Source organism: Hydrogenophaga sp., assembly GCF_018780385.1.
In the GTDB taxonomy this organism is placed as follows: domain Bacteria; phylum Pseudomonadota; class Gammaproteobacteria; order Burkholderiales; family Burkholderiaceae_C; genus Hydrogenophaga.
Genome location: NZ_JADMJO010000003.1, coordinates 375933 through 391669, shown reverse-complemented (window position 1 = coordinate 391669; position 15737 = coordinate 375933). Strand labels below are relative to the sequence as shown.

Here is a 15737-nt window from a genome sequence, read left to right as displayed (position 1 = left end):
CCAACGGTTGGGCCGCGCGTTCCCGGCGTGGGCTGGACACCCGGGAAACGATCTGATGGCTGCGATCTGTGCGGCGAGACAGATGGCTGGCAGGAATGAAACGCCAGGCTGAGCCTGGGCCGATTTCTGCAAAGCCTCGAATTTTATCGCTTTTCGCTTAACTCTTCTGAGTCACGAAGTCGACCAGCTGGCTGCACAGGTCGGGCTGGGCCAGGAGCCTCGCGCGGGCGGACTGTACGCAAGCGCGCCAGTCGTCGAGATCGTTCGACCCTGGCCAGACAGCCGGCTGGCCGCCGATGCCGTTCCAGGCCCGGTGAAATGCCCGCAGGGAGGCGGGCGCTTGCAACCAGTCGAGGAAGGCTTCGAGCTTGGCGTGATGAGCGTCGTCATGTTGCGGGTAGATCTGCCAGACCAGGGGCTGACCGGCCCAGAGCGCGCGCACCAGCGAGTCCTCGCCGCGCACGAAATTGAGGTCGCAGGCCCACAGCAGGTGGTCGAAGTCGGGCTGGCTGAGCAAGGGCAGGGCGTGCAGCCGGCCGGCCGGTGCGGCCTGCGCCGCCTGCCACGCGCGTCCGGGCGTCACCAGCCAGTCGCTGCCCACCGGGGCGCTGGCGGCCTGCCGCAGCACATCGGGCAAGGCCGCGGGCTCATAACAAAACAGGCTCACGCGACGCTGTGCGGTGGGGAGTCCGAGCCCCGACAACCAGGTGGTCGCATCGAAGGTGGACTGCCGGTGCTTCAGGTCGGGCTCACGCAGCAGCCCGCCCGTGCGTTCGGTGAAGCCCGGGTAGAAGAACCACTTGGTGAGGCCCCGCAGCGGCCCGCTCATGACGGGCGAGGGCAGGCGGTGCGAGCGTTCCACATACGGCTCGGCGCTCAGGTACTCGAGGTTGATCCACACCGGAGCGGGCTGCCCTGCGGCTACGCGGCTGGCCAGAGCGTCGACGCACTCGGCGGGCGGTTCGCAACCGAAAGCCTCGATCCACACATCGGCCGGCGGCAAGCCGTCAACCAAGGTGGGTGCCAGAGGGATGGTCCAGTGCAACACCTCCACGCCGGGCCAGCGATCCTCCTGCGCGCCGGGCGCCATCCAGGTCAGGGCCTGTGGATCGTCCAGCCACAGCCGCACCTGTTCGCCCCGGCCGGCGAGTTGCGCGCAAAGCCGCCAGCACACGCCCACGTCGCCGAAGTTGTCGATCACCCTGCAAAAAATGTCCCAACGCATGGTCGCCATTGTCGGGGCAAGGGTTTCAAGGCCGCGCACAATACGCGCCCATGTCCGACACGCATTCCGATCAACTGCTCAGCGAAGTGGCCGCGCTACCCCCGCTGCCAGGCGTCTATCGTTATTTCGACGCGCAGGGCCAACTGCTCTATGTGGGCAAGGCGCGCAACCTCAAGAAGCGCGTGTCGAGCTACTTCCAGAAGAGCCACGACGGCACGCGCATCGGCCACATGATCAGCAAGATCGCGCGCATGGAGACCACCGTGGTGCGCTCCGAGGCCGAGGCGCTGCTGCTGGAAAACAACCTCATCAAGACGCTGAACCCGCGGTTCAACATCCTGTTTCGCGACGACAAGAGTTATCCCTACCTCAAGATCACCGGCACGCGCGAGACCTTCCGCACCTCGGCAAAGATGCCGTCGCCCTCGCTGGCGTTTCCCCGCATGGCCTACTACCGCGGCGTGGTGGACCGGCGCCACAGCTATTACGGGCCGTACCCCAGTGCTTGGGCGGTGAAGGAATCCATCACGCTGCTGCAGAAGGTGTTTCACCTGCGCACCTGCGAAGACTCGGTGTTCGCCAACCGCACGCGGCCTTGCCTGCTCTACCAGATCAAACGCTGCAGTGGCCCGTGCGTGGACCTGATCGACAGTGAGGACTACGCGCGCGACGTGCAGGACGCCGAGCGGTTCCTGCGCGGCGAGACGCAGGCGGTGCTCGACGCACTGGAGCAGCGCATGATGGCGCACGCCGAGAAGCTGGAATTCGAGCAGGCCGCCGAGCTGCGCAACCAGATGACCGCGCTCTCGCGGGTGCTGCATCAGCAAGCCATCGACAACGTGTCCGACAAGGACGTGGATGTGCTCGCCGTCAAGGTGCACGGTGGACGCGCCTGCGTGAACCTGGCCATGGTGCGCGGCGGGCGCCACTTGGGCGACCGGCCATATTTCCCCGCCCACGTGGACGACGCCACCGCGATCGACAACGCGCTTTCCGAAGAAGGCGATGCCCCCACCGGTGACCCGGCCGAGCGGGTCGCCGTGCAGGTGCTCGAAGCCTTCATTGCCCAGCACTACCTGGGAATCGCCATGCCCCACATCCTGGTGACCAGCCACGCGGTGGGCAAGCCACTGCTGGACGCTCTCTCGGAGCAAACGGGCGTCAAGGTGAATGCGGTGCACCACCCGCGTGAGCACCGACGCATCTGGCTGGAGATGGCGCAGAAGAACGCCGACATCGCGCTGGCGCGCCTGCTGGCCGAAGAAGGCAGCCAGCAAGCCCGCACCCGCGCGTTGGCCGATGCGCTGCAACTGCCCGACGACCAGCTCGACGCCCTGCGCATCGAGTGCTTCGACATCTCGCACACGGCTGGCGAATCCACCCAGGCGTCGTGTGTGGTGTTCGAAGGTCACAAGATGCAGAACAGCCAGTACCGCCGCTACAACATTGAAGGCATCACCCCGGGCGACGACTACGCAGCGATGAAGCAGGTGCTGCTTCGGCGCTACGGGAAAATTGCCGAGGCGATGCGGGCGAACGAGCTTGCGTCAGAGCAATCGCCTGCCGTGCCGTTGGACCCGGTCGCATCACCCGTCGACATGGCGGACGCGGCCATCGCCCGCCAGTCCATCGACGACGCCGAGGCCATCGAGCCAAGCACCGAATCCATTGCCGGCCCACGCATGCCCGACCTGGTGCTCATCGACGGCGGCAAGGGCCAGGTGAGCATGGCGCGCGATGTCTTTCAGCAACTCGGCCTGGACCTTTCGCTCATCGTGGGTGTGGAGAAGGGTGAGGGCCGAAAGGTGGGCCTGGAGGAACTTGTTTTCGCCGATGGCCGCGAAAAGGTCTACCTCGGCTACGATTCCGCCGCGCTGATGCTGGTGGCGCAGATCCGCGATGAAGCCCACCGCTTTGCGATCACCGGCATGCGGGCGCAGCGCGCGAAGGTGCGCACCGGTGGCAGCAAGATCGAGGACATTCCCGGCGTGGGACCGAAGAAGCGCGCCCGCCTGTTGCAGCGCTTTGGCGGTGTGCGTGGCGTGGCCTCGGCGAGTGTGGAGGACCTCTGCACGGTGGAGGGGATTTCGGCCGAGCTGGCCGATGCGATTTACAGGAGCTTGCATTGATGGGGCCTGGCCGGGCGGAGTCTGCGGTGGTCAACGCATAATCAGCCCATGTTTTTCAACATCCCCACCCTGCTCACCTGGGCCCGCATCGTCGCCATCCCGTTGATCGTGGGGGTGTTCTATCTGGAGAGTATGAGCGTCGCCGAGCAGAACCTGATCGCCACGGTCATGTTCGTCGTGTTCGCGCTGACCGACTGGGCCGACGGTTATCTGGCCCGCAAGCTCAACCAGACCTCGGCCTTCGGCGCCTTCCTCGATCCGGTGGCCGACAAGTTCCTGGTGTGCGCCGCGCTGCTGGTGCTGGTGCACCTGGACCGCGCCGACGTGTTCGTGGCGCTCATCATCATCGGCCGCGAGATCGCGATCTCGTCGTTGCGCGAGTGGATGGCCATCATCGGCGCGACCAAGAGCGTGGCGGTGCACATGATCGGCAAGATCAAGACCATGGTGCAGATGATTGCCATTCCCTTTCTGCTGTACAACGGCACGCTGTTCGGTCTGATCGACACCCAGCTCTGGGGCACCTGGCTGATCTGGATCTCGGCGGTGCTGACCATCTGGTCGATGGTGTATTACTTGCAGAAAGCCATCCCCGAGATCCGCGCCAAGTCGCGTTGAGGCTCTGGCGATGAACTCTTCGACGCAAGACAACGCGTGGCTGCGCGCCATGCCCTGGGTGTTCGTGCTGATCTGGAGCACCGGCTTCATTGTCGCGCGCTACGGCATGCCGCACGCGCCGCCGATGAAGTTCCTCGCGGTGCGCTATGCGCTGTCCATCGCCTGCTTCCTGCCCTGGATTCTGTTGGCCGGCGTCAAGTGGCCGACCACCCGCGCGCAGTGGTTCCACCTCGCCGTCACTGGCGTGCTGATGCACGCGGGCTACCTCGGCGGCGTGTGGGCGGCGGTCAAGGCGGGCATGGGCTCGGGCCTGTCCTCCCTGATCGTCGGCCTGCAACCGGTGCTCACCGCCATCTGGCTGTCGGGCACGGGCTCCAAAGTCAGCAAGCGCCAATGGCTGGGCCTGGTGCTGGGCTTTGCCGGCCTGGTGCTGGTGGTTTCGCGCAAGTTCGGCGCGGGTGGTCCGGGCGATCAGGCCAACTGGTTCAACCTCTCGCTGGCCGTGATGGCGCTGTTCGCCATCACCATCGGCACCCTGTACCAGAAGCGTTTCGTGGCGGCCTGCGACGTGCGCACCGCCAACGCGGTGCAACTGTTCGCGGCGCTGCTCGTCACCTTGCCGCTCACCCTGCTTGAGGTCGAGGTGATGGATTGGAACGGCGAACTCATCGGCGCCATGGCGTGGTCGGTGCTGGGACTCACGCTGGGCGGCAGTTCGCTGCTGTACATGCTGATCCAGCGCGGGGCGGCGGCCTCGGTCACCAGCCTGATGTACCTCGTGCCGCCGTGCACGGCGCTGATCGCCTGGGTGCTGTTCGCCGAGCCCATCACCGCCGTCACGCTGGCCGGCACCGCGCTCACCGCTTTTGGCGTGAGCCTGGTGGTGCGCGCCTCCCGGTAGAGGCGCGCACCACCGGTTTCCATGGCTCGTGGCGGAACCTCTCCACCAGAAAGTCCACCAGCAGGCGGATGCGCCGTGGCGTCTGGGACCGGTAGGGTGCGAGCCAGTGGATGTCGGCGTCCGGCATCGCGTGATCGGGCAGCACGCGCACCAGTTCGCCGCTGGCCAGGTGCGGGGCGATGTCCCACAGGCTGCGCAGCATGATGCCGTGGCCCGCCAGACACCAGTCGCGCACCATCTCGCCCGAGTTGCTCGATAGCGGGCCGCTCACCGGCACGTGTTTCACCTGTGCGTCGCCCGAGAGCTGCAGGCGCCAGTGGTCGAAGCGCTGACCCGGTCCGCCACCGTTTTCGCGCACCACCAGACACGCGTGTTGCGCCAGGTCCTGCAAGGTTCCTGGTGATCCGTGTTGCCGCAAGTAGCCAGGAGCGGCCACCAGCACGCGCTGGTTGCCGGCGAGTCGCCGCGATACCCATTCGGCTGCGCGTTCACTCGGCGCGTTCCAGAGCCAGATCGCGCCATCGAACCCCTCCACCGCGAGATCGGGCAATTGTTCGGTGAGCTGCAACTGGACCTGTATGGCGGGGTGCCGGGTCTGAAAGTCGGCCAGTGCCGGCCCCACCCACAGTCGGCCAAAGCCGAACGTGGCCGCCAGGCGCACCGGCCCGGAGGGCTCGGCCTGGCGTTCGCGCAGTTCGGCTTCCACCTCGTCGAACGCGCGCAGCAGGTGCACCGCTCGCTCGCATAGCGTGTCGCCTTCGGCCGTGGGACTCACGCGCCGCGTGGTGCGCTGGAACAGGCGAAGACCCAGGCGCGCCTCCAGCGCGGCCAGGCGCTTGGTCACGGCCGAGGGCGCCACGCGCAGCGCGCGGGCAGCCATCACCAAGCTGCCATGCTGGCGCACAGCGAGCACGAGTTCCAGATCGGGGCGGTCCAATTGTTTCCTTTTGAGAATGAATCGATTGCCAGATTATTGCCGTCATGCGGGCTATGCTGGCGACCTTTCCAGTCCATTCCGAAGGAGCCACCATGAGCAAACACCGCATCGCAGTCATCGCCGGAGACGGCATCGGCACCGAAGTCATGCCCGAGGGCCTGCGCGTGCTCGAAGCCGTCGCCACCCGGTTCGACATCGACCTGCAGTTCGACCACTTCGACTTTTCCAGTTGCGACTACTTCGAGCGTCACGGCAAGATGCTGCCCGACAACTGGAAGGACCAGATCGGTGGCCACGAGGCGATCTATTTTGGTGCGGTGGGCTGGCCCGACAAGGTGCCCGACCACATCTCGCTATGGGGCTCGCTGCTGTTGTTTCGCCGCGAATTCGATCAGTACGTCAATGTGCGGCCCGCGCGCCTCATGCCCGGCGTGATCGCCCCGGTGGTGCGGCGCGACGGCAGCGCGCGTGCCCCCGGCGAGATCGACATGGTGATCGTGCGTGAGAACACCGAAGGCGAATACTCCAGCATCGGCGGGCGCATGTACCCGGGCACCGAGCGCGAGATCGTGATGCAGGAAACCGTGATGTCGCGCATCGGCGTGGACCGTGTGCTGCGCTATGCGTTCGAGACGGCGCGCTCGCGCCCCAAGAAGCACCTCACCAGCGCAACCAAGAGCAACGGTATCGCCATCACCATGCCGTATTGGGATGAACGCGTGGCCGAGATGGCCAAGGAGTACCCGGACATCAAGGTCGACAAGTTCCACATCGACATCCTCACCGCGCACTTCGTGCAACGCCCCGACTTCTTCGACGTGGTGGTCGGCAGCAACCTGTTCGGCGACATCCTCTCCGACCTCGGCCCCGCCTGCACCGGTACCATCGGCATCGCGCCGAGCGCCAATCTCAACCCCACGCGCCAGCATCCCTCTTTGTTCGAACCCGTACACGGATCGGCGCCGGACATTGCAGGCAAAGGCATCGCGAATCCGATTGGCCAGATCTGGTGTGGCGCGCTGATGCTCGATTTCCTGGGACACAAGGCCGCGCACGACGCGGTGATGAACGCCATCGAGTCCGTTCTGCAACCTGACAGTGGTGCGCCCCGCACCGGTGACCTTGGCGGACAGGCGGGGACCTCGGATGTGGGCCGCGCGATTGCGCAGGCGATCAAGGGTTGATCCAGGGCGCTCCGCGTGAGGGTCGAGCGGTTGAAAGCGTCTAGAATCCTGCCTCTTGTGCCGTCGGGATTGGGCGCGCGACCCTCGTGTATTGACAGGGGTTGCAGCCCGTGGGTCTAATCACTTTTCGTGCGCCACGGTCATCACCGTGTCCAGCGATCAACAGAACCAGTCCCACGGCAGCCAACCGCGCCGTTCCAGGACAAGCTTTGTACCAACGGAACAACTCATCTCAATTCAAGAGGGGCCATTTGTGAACAAAACAGAACTCGTCGAACACATCGCCAAAAACGCCGACATTTCCAAGGCGGCCGCCACGCGTGCACTCGATTCGACCATCACCGCGATCCGCACCACGCTCAAAAAAGGCGGCACCGTGTCGCTCGTGGGCTTCGGCTCCTTTGCCGTGACCAAGCGCCCGGCCCGCAAAGGTCGCAACCCGCGCACCGGCGACGAGATTAAAATCAAGGCAGCCAAGGTGCCGAAGTTCCGTCCGGGCAAGGCCCTCAAGGACGCTCTGAACTGAAGCATTCGCCCGTTTTCCGGTGGGGTGCTTAGCTCAGTTGGCAGAGCGGCTCCTTTACACGGAGTAGGTCGGCGGTTCGACCCCGTCAGCACCCACCACCATCGAAAAGGCGAACCCGGGTTCGCCTTTTTTGTTGTCCCACAGACAACGCTTTACGTTCCTTTTGAAGCAGCAGGGTTCCAGGCATGTTCGATACCATCCGCAACCACAAGAAGTACCTCATGGGCTTCTTGATGATCCTGATCATTCCCTCGTTCGTCCTGTTCGGCATCGAGGGGTACACCCGATTCAACGAGAGCGGCGAACCCGTGGCATCGGTGGACGGACAGGAGATCACCAAGGCCGAATGGGATCAGGCGCACCAGATCGAATCCCAGCGTCTGCGCGAGGCCATGCCCACGCTGGATGCCAAGCTGCTTGAGAGCGATGAGGCGCGCTACGCGACGCTGGAGCGTCTGGTGCGTGACCGCGTGATGGCCACCGCTGCGCAGAAGCTCAACCTCTTCACCAGCGATCAGCGTCTGGCGCGTGAGCTGCAGCAAAACGAATCCATTGCCGCCTTGCGCAAGCCCGACGGCTCGCTGGACGTGGAGGCCTACCGCGCGCTGGTGGCCCGCCAAGGCATCACGCCCGAGATGTTCGAGGCCCGCGTGCGCGCCGATCTGTCGCAGCGGCAGGTTTCGCAGAACATCGTGGGCTCGGGCTTTGCGCCCGTGGGGCTGGCCGCCGTGTCGCTCAACGCATTCTTCGAACGCCGCGAAGTTCAGCTTGCCCGTTTCAACGCCGCCGACTTTGCCGCCCGCGTGAAGCCCACCGATGCCGAGATCGAAGCGTTCTACAACGCCAACGGGCCACTGTTCCAGGCACCCGAACAGGCCGACATTGAGTACCTCGTGCTGGATGCCGGTTCGCTGCAGGCATCGCTCTCACTCAACGAAGCCGATGTGCGTGCCTATTACGACCAGAACGCCGGACGCCTGGCCGGCACCGAAGAGCGCCGCGCCCGCCACATTCTGCTGACCGTGCCCGCAGGCGCGCCCGCCGCTGATAAAGAAGCCGTGCGCCTGAAGGCCGCCGCCTTGCTGGAGCAAGTGCGCAAGAACCCTGCAAGCTTTGCCGACGTGGCCAAGGCGCAATCCCAAGATCCGGGCTCCGCCGCCAACGGTGGCGACCTGGACTTCTTCGCCCGCGGCTCCATGGTCAAGCCGTTTGAAGACGTGGCGTTCTCGCTGTCCAAAGGGGCCATCTCCGATCTGGTGCAGACCGAGTTCGGCTTTCACATCATTCAGCTCACCGACATCAAGAGTCCGCCACAGCGCAGCTTTGAATCCATGAAGCCCGAGATCGAAGCCGAGCTCAAGCAGCAGCAAGCGCAGAAGCAGTTTGCCGAAACCGCCGAGACCTTCAGCAACCTTGTGTACGAGCAGGCCGACAGCCTCAAGCCCGCAGCCGATCGCCTGAAGCTGGAGATCCGCACCGCCCAGGGCGTGCAACGCCAGCCGCAGGGTGCGGCCGGTGTCTTGGCCAACGAGAGGCTCTTGGCTGCCCTGTTCACGCCTGATGCCATCGACAAGAAGCGCAACACCGAAGCTATTGAAACCGGCTCCAGCCAATTGGTGGCCGCCCGCGTGGTCAAGCACTCGCCCGCCCGCACCCGCCCGCTGGACGAAGTGCGCGAAGCCGTGCGGACTCGCCTGGTGGCGCAGCGCTCGGCCGAGCTGGCGCGCGAAGAGGGTGACAAACAACTGCAGGCCTGGAAAGCGGGCGGTGCAGCGACCGGACTCTCTGCTGTCCAGACCGTCTCTCGCGAGAACGCACAGGGTCTGGCGCAGCCTGTGCTGATCGCGGCACTCAGCGCAGATCCCAAGAGCCTGCCGGCCTGGGTCGGGGTTCCGCTTGGTGACGAGGGCTACGCCGTGGTGAAGGTTGAAAAGGTGCTGCCGCGCGAAACGCGACCTGCGCAGGCGTTGACACAGGAAGTGCAGCAATACAGCCAGTGGTGGGCCACGGCGGAGAGCCTGGCGTATTACGAGACGCTCAAAACGCGTTTCGATGCCCGCATTCTGGTGAACGAGCCCAACAAGCCTGCCGTCCCGGCGGTGCCTGCTCGCTGAGTTTTCTCGATCGACCGCCGGAAGGGGCTGTGCGACTTCCGGCTATAATTCGCGGCTTGCGGTGGCTGTAGCTCAGTTGGTAGAGTCCAGGATTGTGATTCCTGTTGTCGTGGGTTCGAGCCCCATCAGCCACCCCAAATGGTTCCAGTAGAAAGCCCGGCTCTGCCGGGCTTTTTCATTTGTGCGTCGATCAGCTTTCAGCGCGCGTTCGGGGCCAGGCGAGATCGCAGCCACAACGCAAGATCGCTCAACACCTGCCCGCCCACTGGCGAGACCGCCGTGAAGTGGATGCAGGCGTGGATGGCTCCCGGGTAGTGGCGGTGTTCGGTGGTGACGCCCGCTTGCTCGATGCGCTGCGCCAGCGCATGGCCCTCGTCGCGCAGCGGGTCGTGGCCCATGGTGGCGACCCAGCTCGGCGGCAGCGTGGCCAGCGTTGGCGCGCTCAGCAAGGCGAAGTCCGGGTGCCGGGTGAGTTCACTGCGGCCGCCCAGATAACAATCGACGAACCATTGCATGACGCCGTGGGTGAGGAACTTGCCCTCGCCGTTCTCGGTCATCGAGGCGCTGGGCTCGCTGTAGTGCTGCGCCACCGGATAGATCAGGCCCAGGGCGCGCGGCGTGATCGTGCCGGCCGTGCGCAGGCAGGCGACCGTGGCCAACTGGGCGCCTGCGCTGTCGCCCGCCAGGGCGATGCGCGACGGATCGACGTGCAGTGCTCGCGCATGCGCGGCCAGCCATTGCAGGACGCAGACCACGTCATCCACGGCCGCGGGAAACGGGTGCTCTGGCGCGAGCCTGTAGTCCACCGCCACCACCACGGCGGCCACGTCGTGGCACAGGGTGCGGCACACCGCGTCGTGGGTTTCCAGGTCGCCGATCACGAAGCCGCCGCCGTGCACATAGAACAGCGCGGGCAGTGGCCCGGCGGCATCGGGGTGGTAGATGCGCAGCTTGAGCGGCCCGCCGGGCCCCGGGATGCTGCGGTCTTCCGTGGCGACAGCCGGGGGTGGCAAGCCCAGGCCGGCGGCGATGTCGCGGTAGACCTGGCGCCCGATCTCGGGTGGCAGCGCCTCCATCGGCGGGTTGCCCTGTGCGTCGGCCTGGGCCAGAAAGTGGGCAAGGCCAGCGTCCATGGGCGCGCGCGGGAGCGTGGTGGTGACGGTCAAGGGGGTCTCCTGTTTGGGGGGAAAAAAAGCTCAGGCGCTCAGGCCGCAGCGGGGTCTGGCTGGATATCGGGTGCGTCGGTCGCGGGTGTGCGGGTGGCCTGAGTGGTGGGCAACAGGAAGTGCGCCAGCGCGGGCAGCAACACCAACGCGCCCACCATGTTCCAGACGAACATGAAGGCCAGCAGGATGCCCATGTCGGCCTGGAACTTGATGGGCGAGAAGGCCCAGGTGCCCACGGCCAGCGCCAGCGTCACACCGGTGAGCATCACCACGCGGCCGGTGAATTGCAGCGCGTGCGCATAGGCCTCAGCCAGACTGGCACCGGCGCGCAGTCGGGTGAGCGTGACGCTGAGCACGTAGAGCGCGTAGTCCACACCGATGCCCACGCCCAGCGCGATCACCGGCAGGGTGGCGACCTTCACGCCCATGTTCAAGCCCACCATCAGCGCTTCGCACAGGATGGAGGTGAGCATGAGCGGCAGCACCGCCACGATCACCGCGCGCCAGGAGCGGAAGGTGATCCAGCACAGCAGCACGACGGCGGCATAGACCCACAGCAGCATCTGGCGCATGGCCTGGCGCACCACGATGTTGGTGGCCGCGTCGATGCCGGCGCTGCCCGCGGCGAGTTTGAAGGTCAGCTCGGGCGAGTCGTGCTCGGCCTTGAAGCGTTCCACCTCGGCCACCACGCGTTCCAGCGTCTCGGCCTTGTGGTCTTTCAGGTAGACGTAGAGCGCCAGGAACGAGCAGCTCTGGTTGAACAGCTCACGCGGCGCGCGGGTCTGCACACCGCCCAGGGCGCTTTCGTTGGGCAGCAGCTCGAACCACTTCAGGTGCCCTTCGTTGTAGCCCACCATGGCCAGCTTGGACAGCGCGGCCATGGAGTTGGTGGATTCCACCCCGGGCAGTTGCTCCAACTGCCAGGCCAGCGCGTCCAGCGTCGACAGTGCGTTGTAGCTGGTGCAGCGGTCGGGCGGCGTGGTGGCCATCACGGTCAGGATGTCGGTGCTGGCCGCGTAGTGCGAGATCAGGTAGGCGTTGTCCTGGTTGTAGCGTGAGTCCGGGCGCAGCTCGGGCGCACCCGGGTCGAGGTCGCCGATGGACAGGTGCAGGCTCACCGCGAAGCCCGCCACGGCGAGCAGGGCGCCCGCGACCACCGCGATGGTGGCGGCGGGTCGCTGGGTGAAACGGGTCAGGCCCGACCACAGGCGCGAGCGCTGCAGGGCCTGGGCCGAGTCCGCGCGCAGGCTGCGCGCGGCCGCCTTGGGGCTCACGCCCACGTAAGACAGCAAGATGGGCAGCAGCAGCAGGTTGGTCACGATCAGCATGGCCACGCCGATGCTGGCGATCAGCGCCAGGTCCTGGATCACCTTGATCTGGATGATGAACAGCACCGCGAAGCCCACCGCGTCGCACAGCAGCGCGGTCAGCCCGGCCACGAACAGGCGCCGGAAGGTGTAGCGCGCGGCCACCACGCGGTGCGTGCCGCGCCCGATGTCCTGCATGATGCCGTTCATCTTCTGCGCGCCGTGGCTCATGCCGATGGCGAACACGAGGAAGGGCACCAGCACCGAATACGGGTCGAGCTCGAAGCCCAGCAATGCGAGCAGACCAAACTGCCAGACCACCGCCACCAGCGAGCACGCCACCACCAGTGCCGTGCTGCGCCGGCAGCGCGTGTAGCCGTACAGCAGGGCCGTGGTGATGGCCAGCGCGAGCAGGAAGAACAGCAGCACCTGCTGCAGGCCCTCGATCAGGTCGCCCACCACCTTGGCAAAGCCGGTCACGCGGATCTGCAGCGTGTCGCTGTCGTGGCGCGCGCGCAGCGCCTCGATCTGGCGCGACAGGTCGCCGTAGTCCAGCGCCTGGCCGGTCTCGGGGTTGTGGTCCAGCAGCGGCACGAAGACGATGCTGGACTTGAAGTCGCCCGCCACCAGCTGGCCGATCTCGCCCGAACGTTCCACGTTGGCGCGCAGGTCGGCCATGCTTTGCGGCGAACCGTCGAAGGCATCGGGGATCACCGGTCCGCCGTCCAGGCCTTCTTCGGTCACGGCCACCCAGCGTGTGTTGGAGGTCCAGAGCGACTTCATGAACGGGCGGTCCACCCCGGGCAGGAGGAAGATCTCGTCGTTGATCTTCTGCAGCGTTTCCAGATAGTGCTGGTCGAAGATGGTGCCCTCTCTGGCCTGCACCACCAGGCGCAGCGCGTTGGTCTGCCCGGCCAGGTCGCCCTTGTGCGCCAGGTAGTTGGCGACGTAGGGATGGCCGGTGGGAATGGTCTTCTCGAAACTGGCGTTGAGCTGCAGCCGTGTGGCCTGCCAGCCCAGCACCAGGGTGAGCAGGAGGCTCAGCAGCAGCACCCAGGGGCGGTGGTTGAAGAAGGCGCGTTCGATGGAAGAGCCCGATGCCGGGTCAAAGTCCTCCAGCCGTGTGACAACGGGCTGGGCGTCGAGGGGGGAATCGTGGTTCATGGGAACAGGGTTCACTCGATGGGCAAAGAGGCCAGGCGGCGCATGCCGCGCAGGCTGGCCAGCACCAGGGCGCCGTCGGCGGCCAGGACGGCGCCGGCGATGGGCACGGCCTCGCGCACCGGCAGGCGGCGCAGGGTGAAGGCGTCGGGTGGCGCGACCCACACCTCGCCGACCTGGCTGACCAGCACGAAGCCGCCGTTGGGCAGCACGGCGCTGGCGCTCAGCGTGGCGGTGGTCTGGCTGTCCAGTCGCTCCCAGCGTGAGGCGTCGGGGTCGGCACGGTAGGCCGAGCCCCGCAGCCCGTGGGCGATCAGTTGGCCGCCGGGGGTCTGCAGCAGCCCGAGGAAGCTGCCCTTGTAGGGCGAGGGCAGGGCCGAGAAGGTGGCGCCGCCATCGACCGAGCGCATCAGCAGGCCCTGCTCGCCCGCCACCACCAGCTGACTGGCCGTGGCCCGCAGGCCGTAGAGGTGCAGTCCCTGCGGGTTGGCCGCTCGCGCCGAGCGCGCCTGCCAGGTCTGGCCGCCGTCCACCGTGGCGAACAGCAGGCCGTAGGCGCCTGCGGCGAAGCCGCGCCGCGTGTCGATGAAGCTCAGGTCGAAAAAGGGCTTGTCCGGGCCCTCGTCCACCAGGGCTTGTGCCTCGGCCAGTGCCTTGGTGTCGCCCGATGCACGCGCGGCCTCGGCCACGCGCGCGGCGGCGGCGATGCCGTCGAGCTGCTTGCGCCAGCTCAGGCCGCCGTCGTCGCTGTGCAGGATGGTGCCCAGATGACCGGCTGCCCAACCGTGGCGCTCGTCGGCGAAGCTCACGCAGGTCAGCGTGACCTGCACCGGCACGGCCGCCTGCCGCCAGTGTTGGCCGTTGTCGTCCGACAGCAGCACCGTGCCGCGCTCGCCGACGGCCACCAGGCGGTTGCCGGCCCGTGTGACCGCGAGCATCGCGGCACCCAGGGCCTTGGGGCTCATCAGGGCCGGGCGGGAGAGCACAGCAGGAGCCGGCGCGGCGCTCGCGTCCAGTGGCAACAGCCCGGACACCGCGGTGCCGGCCAGTCCCACCAGCGCCGCGCGGCGCGACACGCCAAAGGCGCTTCGGGGGGGAGCCATCACCGGCCGCCCTCGTTGGCCAGTGACTCGGGGCTGAACACCGAACGCGCCATCGGCGGCGTGACCTCGTACTGCTTGGGCAGTTCGTTGGAGGCCATGTTCAGGTAGTAGGCGCCGGTCTGCAGGTCGTAACCGCCCCACATCACGAAGCTGGTCACGGCAGGGATGTCGGGCGCGGTGAGCATCAGCGAGTAGTTGGTGCGCCAGAGCTGGCCCTTGGCATCCCAGCCGTCGAACAGCACGATCTGCCAGGAGTCTTCGTCGATGTAGTACTTGCGCTTGGGCACCACGTGGCGCTTGCCCGCGGCCAGCGTGGCCTCGACTTCCCACACCCGGTGCAGTTCCCAGCGCACCTGCGCCGGGTTGAGCGTGCCCGGTGTCACCAGGTCGTCCACCTTGGCGGCGGCGGCGCGGTTGTTGTTGTAGGGGATGTAGACCTCCTTCTTGCCGACCAGCTTGAGCTCGTGCTTGTCGATCGGCCCGAACAGATTGAAGGCTTCGTCGAACAGGCCGATGCCCGAGGTCACCGAGTCGGGCGTGTCGTAGGCCACCGAAGGGGCCTTGCGCACGCGGCGCTGCCCCACGAGGTACTGCCACAGGCCGCGCGGCGCCGATGCGTTGACGCCGTCGTGCGCGAGGATCGCCTCGCCGGCCTTGGAGCCCGGGGCGTTGGCCACGAACTTGCCGTACTGGTAGAAGCCGTCGAACTTGTCGAGGCTTCCGCTTTTGTCGTAGTAGGTCTGGCTGATGGTCTGCACACCGCCCGAAGCCATGTTGCGCTGGCCATCGGCCGTCACCACCCACACGCGCACCGGCATGGTGTAGTTGCCACCGCGCCAGGCCAGGCGGTGGTTCCAGATGGCTTCATAGCCGTCCTTCGGGATGGGAAAAGGAATGCCACCGTAGGCGCCTTCGACACCATGACCTTCGTCCACGGTTTTGGCGCGGGTCGCGTTCTGGAAGGTGTTGTCGTACACGAACTGCGGCATGGCGGCGCTGCGCCGTGTGGGGTAGACGTCGATGCGAAAGTCCGGGTGTTTCTTCATCAGCGCCTGCACACCGTCGGTGAGCTTGTCGGCGTGTTCGGCCATGTTCTTCGCGCTGATCGACAGCACGGGCTTGTCGGCGGCGAAGGGGTCGGGGCGCGCGTCGCCGTTGCGGTAGGCAGCGGGGGCCTTGCTCAGGCCGCCGTCCCAGGCGGGAATCGTGCCGGCCTTGTTGCCGGCTTTTTCTGCGCCCACGGGCGTCAGGCTGGACTTGAGCTTGGCGGCTTCATCCGCGCCGACCGCGGCCAGAGCGGGGAGGGTGACGGCCATCACGGCGGCCAGGACCAGGGAGTGTTGTGCGGTTTTCATGGGTGTGTGCG

The 15737-nt window shown here is 66.5% G+C and carries 12 protein-coding genes and 2 tRNA genes; 8 read left to right on the top strand and 6 right to left on the bottom strand.

The genetic code is table 11. From position 1 onward, the window contains the following. Positions 1 to 157: 157 nt before the first annotated feature. Positions 158 to 1225 (bottom strand): elongation factor P maturation arginine rhamnosyltransferase EarP, encoded by a 1068-nt coding sequence (gene earP, locus IV113_RS02420; RefSeq protein WP_291080442.1) that lies wholly within the window; start codon positions 1223 to 1225, stop codon positions 158 to 160. 50 nt (positions 1226 to 1275) lie between these two features. Between earP and uvrC the strand changes: the two genes are divergently transcribed. The 3 genes from uvrC to IV113_RS02405 are packed head-to-tail and all read left to right on the top strand — an operon-like array spanning position 1276 to position 4873. After that, positions 1276 to 3354, top strand: a complete 2079-nt coding sequence (uvrC, locus tag IV113_RS02415; protein WP_291080440.1) for an excinuclease ABC subunit UvrC — start codon at positions 1276 to 1278, stop codon at positions 3352 to 3354. 48 nt (positions 3355 to 3402) lie between these two features. Next, positions 3403 to 3972 carry a CDP-diacylglycerol--glycerol-3-phosphate 3-phosphatidyltransferase gene (pgsA, locus tag IV113_RS02410; RefSeq protein ID WP_291080438.1) on the top strand — a complete coding sequence of 190 codons (570 nt, stop codon included), beginning with the start codon at positions 3403 to 3405 and terminating at the stop codon, positions 3970 to 3972. Between the two features lie 10 nt (positions 3973 to 3982). After that, a complete protein-coding gene (locus IV113_RS02405; protein WP_291080436.1) occupies positions 3983 to 4873 on the top strand; it encodes a DMT family transporter in 891 nt (296 codons plus the stop codon). On the opposite strand, the gene IV113_RS02400 is transcribed toward IV113_RS02405, so the two are convergent. Next, a complete protein-coding gene (locus IV113_RS02400; RefSeq protein ID WP_291080434.1) occupies positions 4830 to 5810 on the bottom strand; it encodes a LysR family transcriptional regulator in 981 nt (326 codons plus the stop codon). The two genes, IV113_RS02405 and IV113_RS02400, sit on opposite strands and share 44 nt — an antisense overlap. A gap of 92 nt (positions 5811 to 5902) precedes the next feature. On the opposite strand from IV113_RS02400, the gene IV113_RS02395 reads away from it, so the two are divergent. The 5 genes from IV113_RS02395 to IV113_RS02375 all read left to right on the top strand — a co-directional run bounded on the left by IV113_RS02395 (position 5903) and on the right by IV113_RS02375 (position 9771). Next, positions 5903 to 6994 (top strand): tartrate dehydrogenase, encoded by a 1092-nt coding sequence (locus IV113_RS02395; RefSeq protein ID WP_291080432.1) that lies wholly within the window; start codon positions 5903 to 5905, stop codon positions 6992 to 6994. 235 nt (positions 6995 to 7229) lie between these two features. Then, positions 7230 to 7520, top strand: a complete 291-nt coding sequence (locus tag IV113_RS02390) for an HU family DNA-binding protein (RefSeq protein ID WP_268766309.1) — start codon at positions 7230 to 7232, stop codon at positions 7518 to 7520. 22 nt (positions 7521 to 7542) lie between these two features. Beyond that, positions 7543 to 7618 (top strand) — tRNA-Val (locus tag IV113_RS02385). Between the two features lie 87 nt (positions 7619 to 7705). Next, positions 7706 to 9634 carry a SurA N-terminal domain-containing protein gene (locus IV113_RS02380; RefSeq protein WP_291080430.1) on the top strand — a complete coding sequence of 643 codons (1929 nt, stop codon included), beginning with the start codon at positions 7706 to 7708 and terminating at the stop codon, positions 9632 to 9634. A gap of 61 nt (positions 9635 to 9695) precedes the next feature. Beyond that, positions 9696 to 9771, top strand: a tRNA-His gene (locus IV113_RS02375). A gap of 60 nt (positions 9772 to 9831) precedes the next feature. Here IV113_RS02375 and IV113_RS02370 read toward each other — a convergent pair. The 4 genes from IV113_RS02370 to IV113_RS02355 are packed head-to-tail and all read right to left on the bottom strand — an operon-like array spanning position 9832 to position 15726. Next, on the bottom strand, positions 9832 to 10800 hold the full coding sequence (locus IV113_RS02370; protein ID WP_291080428.1) for an alpha/beta hydrolase: 969 nt from the start codon (positions 10798 to 10800) through the stop codon (positions 9832 to 9834). A gap of 38 nt (positions 10801 to 10838) precedes the next feature. Then, a complete protein-coding gene (locus IV113_RS02365) occupies positions 10839 to 13271 on the bottom strand; it encodes an MMPL family transporter (protein WP_291080426.1) in 2433 nt (810 codons plus the stop codon). 11 nt (positions 13272 to 13282) lie between these two features. Beyond that, a complete protein-coding gene (locus IV113_RS02360) occupies positions 13283 to 14371 on the bottom strand; it encodes a YCF48-related protein (RefSeq protein WP_291080424.1) in 1089 nt (362 codons plus the stop codon). After that, on the bottom strand, positions 14371 to 15726 hold the full coding sequence (locus IV113_RS02355; RefSeq protein ID WP_291080422.1) for a DUF1329 domain-containing protein: 1356 nt from the start codon (positions 15724 to 15726) through the stop codon (positions 14371 to 14373). Before IV113_RS02355 ends, IV113_RS02360 begins: the two co-directional genes overlap by 1 nt. Positions 15727 to 15737 lie beyond the last annotated feature (11 nt).